This is a genomic window from Nocardioides sp. NPDC057772, assembly GCF_042798075.1.
Lineage (GTDB): Bacteria > Actinomycetota > Actinomycetes > Propionibacteriales > Nocardioidaceae > Nocardioides.
In genome coordinates, this window is sequence record NZ_JBHVKN010000301.1 from 1 (window position 1) to 4,143 (window position 4,143).

The 4,143-nt window shown below is 69.7% G+C and carries 6 protein-coding genes; all 6 read left to right on the forward strand.

The features are described from left to right. Nucleotides 1–684, forward strand: a 684-nt coding sequence (locus tag ACFVJS_RS26620; RefSeq protein WP_378886570.1) for a regulatory protein RecX, incomplete at its 5' end; no start/stop codon positions are given. Then, nucleotides 681–1,181 carry a phosphoribosyltransferase gene (locus ACFVJS_RS26625; RefSeq protein WP_378886571.1) on the forward strand — a complete coding sequence of 167 codons (501 nt, stop codon included), beginning with the start codon at nt 681–683 and terminating at the stop codon, nt 1,179–1,181. The genes ACFVJS_RS26620 and ACFVJS_RS26625, both read left to right, overlap by 4 nt. 23 nt (nt 1,182–1,204) lie before the next feature. Beyond that, nucleotides 1,205–1,900: a GNAT family N-acetyltransferase gene (locus ACFVJS_RS26630; RefSeq protein ID WP_378886572.1), complete on the forward strand. Its 696-nt coding sequence runs from the start codon at nt 1,205–1,207 to the stop codon at nt 1,898–1,900. Nucleotides 1,901–1,940: 40 nt separating this feature from the next. Then, nucleotides 1,941–2,783, forward strand: coding sequence for a PPK2 family polyphosphate kinase (locus ACFVJS_RS26635; RefSeq protein WP_378886573.1), 843 nt, complete (start codon nt 1,941–1,943; stop codon nt 2,781–2,783). A 79-nt stretch (nt 2,784–2,862) separates the two neighbouring features. Beyond that, entirely contained in the window at nt 2,863–3,645 is a 783-nt protein-coding gene (locus tag ACFVJS_RS26640) for a HipA family kinase (RefSeq protein WP_378886574.1), read from the forward strand. Further along, entirely contained in the window at nt 3,645–4,055 is a 411-nt protein-coding gene (locus tag ACFVJS_RS26645; protein WP_378886575.1) for a DUF3037 domain-containing protein, read from the forward strand. Before ACFVJS_RS26640 ends, ACFVJS_RS26645 begins: the two co-directional genes overlap by 1 nt. Nucleotides 4,056–4,143 lie beyond the last annotated feature (88 nt).

The window sequence follows — 4,143 nt, forward strand, 5'->3', positions numbered from 1 at the left end:
CGACCCGCGCCCGACTGGCTGGGGGACGTGACCCTCGGTGTCGAGGCCTGGGCCGGAGCCGCGTCGTCGGCTGAGCCGGACTCGCGAGGCACGAGCGAGTCCGTGTCGAAGCCAACACGGTCCCGTCGGCGCAAACCTCGCCCCGCTGACCCCGCCGACCCCAAGAACGATCCCGAGCCCGACCACGAGGCGATCGCCCGCAAGATCCTCCTCGACGCCCTGACCGGCCAGGCGCGCAGCCGCAAGGAGCTCGCCGACAAGCTGGAGAAGAAGGAGGTCCCGCCGGCCCTGGCGACTCGGCTGCTGGACCGCTTCGAAGAGGTCGGCCTGATCGACGACGAGGCCTTCGCCAAGGCCTGGATCGCCAGCCGACAGCCCGGCAAGGGCCTGGCCCGACGGGCGCTCGCCCAGGAGCTGCGCCGCAAGGGCATCGACGACGAGGTGGCCCGCGACGCGCTCGACGAGATCGATCCCGAGGACGAGCGCGAGGCCGGCCGGCGGATGGTCCGGCGCAAGCTGCGCTCCCTGGAGCGCTTCGACGACCAGACCAAGACCCGACGTCTGGTCGGGATGCTCGCCCGCAAGGGATACGGCGCCGGTGTGGCCTACAGCATCGTTCGCGAGGAGCTCTCGCTCGCCGATGAAGATGACGCCGGTGGTCTCGTGTCAGAATCCGACCTGTGAGTGAGCAGCAAGAGCGCGAGATCCTGACCTACGACCTCTTCGGCACCGCGGTGCGCGAGATCGCCCAGAAGGTCGTCGACAGCGGCTACGAGCCCGACATCGTGCTCTCCATCGCCCGCGGTGGCCTGGCCCTCGGGATGGGCCTGGGCTACGCCCTCGACGTGAAGAACCTCTCGGCCGTCAACGTGGAGTTCTACACCGGTGTCAACGAGCGTCTCGACGTCCCGATCATGCTCCCGCCGACCCCGGCCGCCGTCGACCTGACCGGGATGAAGGTGCTCATCGCCGACGACGTCGCCGACACCGGCAAGACCCTCGAGATCGTGCACGACTTCTGCGAGGGCCACGTGGCCGAGGCCCGCACCGCGGTGATCTTCGAGAAGCCGTGGACGGTGATCAACGCCGACTACGTCTACAAGAAGACCGACCGCTGGATCGACTTCCCATGGTCCTCCCAGCCGCCGCTCGTCGACCGTCGCGGCGGCCAGGCCCACTGACGCCTCACCGCTAGCCTGGGCGCATGTTCACACCGGTCGCCGTCCACACCGGGACTCAGCGTCTCGGTGGCGTCACGCGCCCGGGGGAGAGCTGGGCAGCGGCGGCGACGAGGATCGCCGGGCGACCTGCGTACGCTGTGGACCTCTCGGGCGAGGTGAAGGAGTTCTCCTCCGACCCGATGCCGGTGGTGGCCCTGCGGCCGATGACCCGCGGCGACCTCCCACACCTCATCCGGTGGCTCAACGCCGAGCACGTGCACAGGTGGTACGCGGTCGACGGTGAGCCGACACCCGAGTGGGTGGTCGAGAACTACGGACCCGACATCGACGGCAAGACGCCGGTGACGCATCGGGTCATCGAGGTCAACGGGCGCTCGGTCGGCTTCTGCCAGGACTACCGGATCAGCGACGAGCCCGAGTACGCCCTGCTCACCCCCGACCCGGACGCGATCGGCTTCGACTATGCGATCGGGGAGCCGGCCTTCGTCGGCCGCGGCATCGGGCCGCGGATGGCCTGGGTCTGGCTCACCTCGATCCCGCGTCACTACCCCGGCGCGACGGCCTGCTTCGCGGCTCCCGACCATCGCAACGCCGCCTCCTTGAGGATGCTCGCCAAGGTGGGGTTCGAGCAGGGCACCTGGTTCGACGAGCTCCAGCCCGACGGCTCGACGACCACGATGGTCGGCTGCTCGCTGGATCTGCGCCGCGTTCTCGGCTGACCCGCCCCGTCCGCCGTGGCCGTGGGCCTATCGTCGACTCATGAGCCTCCTCGATGAGCTGCGGCTGCCGGCTGGACCGGTGGATCTGCGGAAGTACGACACCAACTCCGCCCCCGGCGTCGGCGCCGACAAGGAGACCGGCAAGCAGGTGCTCGCCGAGCTCGGCCCGACGCTGATCGAACTGCAGACCAAGCTGTTCGCCTCAAGGGAGAGCGACGACCCCAGGCGGGTACTTCTGGTCCTGCAGGGGATGGACACCTCCGGCAAGGGCGGCGTCCTCAAGCACACGGTCGGGTTGGTCGACCCCGTGGGCGTGAAGATCACCAGCTTCAAGGCTCCGACCGAGGAGGAGCGGGCCCATGACTTCCTGTGGCGGATCGAGAAGGCCGTGCCGGAGCCCGGCTACCTCGGCGTCTTCGACCGCTCCCACTACGAGGACGTGCTGATCGGCCGTGTCCGCGAGCTCGCCGCGCCGGTGGAGATCGAGCGGCGCTACGGCGCCATCAACGACTTCGAGAAGCGGCTGACCGACGCCGGCACGGTGATCCTCAAGTGCATGCTCCACATCTCGCCGAAGGAGCAGAAGAAACGGCTGCTCGCCCGGTTGGAGGACCCGACGAAGCACTGGAAGTACAGCCCCGGCGACCTCGACGAGCGCCAACTGTGGGACAGCTACCGGGAGGCGTACGAGATTGCGCTGGAGCGCACCAACACCGAGTACGCTCCGTGGTACCTCGTGCCGAGCGACAAGAAGTGGTATCGCAACCTGGCCATCGGCGAGCTGCTCCTGGAGACCCTGGACCGGCTCGACCTCGACTGGCCCACGCCCAGCTTCGACGTCGCCGAGGAGAAGAGACGACTGGAAGAGGACACCATCTCGTGAGCGAGCGCCAGCGAGCGAGCCATCAGGGCAACACGCGGCCGCGTCCGTATCCTGGAGCCTGCGCTACGGAGGTGGCCGCGTGAGTCTGGAGACGGTGCGGGTGACGCGGTATGTCACCCCGCTCCGGGAAGGCGGCAGCCTGCCCGGGATCGTCGAGGCCGATGACCTCGGCACCTATGTCTGCAAGTTCCGTGGCGCCGGGCAGGGGCTTCGGGTGCTGGTCGCGGAGGTGATCGTCACCGGCCTGTGCCGGGCGCTCGACATCCCGACACCGGACCAGGTCGTCCTCGACCTCGATCCGGAGATCGCCCGCTACGAGGCGGACGAGGAGGTCCAGGACCTCCTCAACGTGAGCGCCGGACTCAACCTCGGCATCGACTTCCTGGCTGGGGCATTCGGCTACGACGCCGCCTACCGGCCCGACCCGGCCCTGGCCGGGCGGATCCTGTGGCTGGACGCGCTGATCGCGAACGTCGACCGCTCCTGGCGCAACCCCAACATGCTGCTCTGGAACGGCGCGCTCTACGTCATCGACCACGGCGCCTCGCTCTACTTCCACCATGTCTGGCCCGGCGGAGGCGGAGACCCGGCGCGCTACGCGGCGCAGCCCTTCGACACCTCCGAGCACATCCTGCGTGCCTTCGCCGCCGAGGCACTCGCCCAGAACGACGACCTCGCCGCCCGTCTGGACGACGCGGTGCTGGAGAAGGTTCTCGCCGACGTGCCCGACGAGTGGCTCGAGCCCGTCCCCGGCTTCGACACCCCGGAGTCGCTGCGCGAGCGCTACGTCGCCTTCCTGCGTGCCCGCCTCGACGGCGGGCGCCCGTGGCTGCCGGTCGCCGAGCCCGCGCAGGAGGCGTGATGGACGCCTACCAGTATGTCGTGCTCCGTTGCGTACCCCGTCCCGAGCGCGAGGAGTTCCTCAACGTCGGCGTCGTCCTCTACTGCCCCGAGCAGAAGTTCCTCGCCGCGCGCTGGACGCTCGACGAGCAGCGCCTGGCGAACTTCGCCCCGGGCCTCGATCTGTCCCTCGTCCGGGCCGCCCTGGAGTCGGTGGACCTGATCTGCGCCGGTGCGGCCCACGCCGGCTTCGGCGCGGGTGTCCGCGCCACGGCGTACGGCAACCGGGCACTCTCCGACAACGAGTCGGCCCGCTTCGGCCTCCTCAAGGCCCCGAAGAGCACCGTCCTGCAGCCCGGCCCCGTCCACGGCGGCGTGACCACCGACGCCGCCGCAGAGCTCGACCGCATCTTCGCCCGCCAGATCACCTGACCGCCGAGGCGTCAGCCCGGTCGGCCGAGCCGTCAACTGCGTCGGCCGAGTAGTCACACATGTGACCACTCGGCCGACGCGAGCGACG

What these genes read in the sequence shown, in the direction of transcription:
- ACFVJS_RS26645 (WP_378886575.1), top strand. Translation starts at nt 3,645, where the DNA reads ATGGACGCCTACCAGTATGTCGTGCTCCGTTGCGTACCCCGTCCCGAG.
- ACFVJS_RS26630 (WP_378886572.1), top strand. Translation starts at nt 1,205, where the DNA reads ATGTTCACACCGGTCGCCGTCCACACCGGGACTCAGCGTCTCGGTGGC.
- ACFVJS_RS26635 (WP_378886573.1), top strand. Translation starts at nt 1,941, where the DNA reads ATGAGCCTCCTCGATGAGCTGCGGCTGCCGGCTGGACCGGTGGATCTG.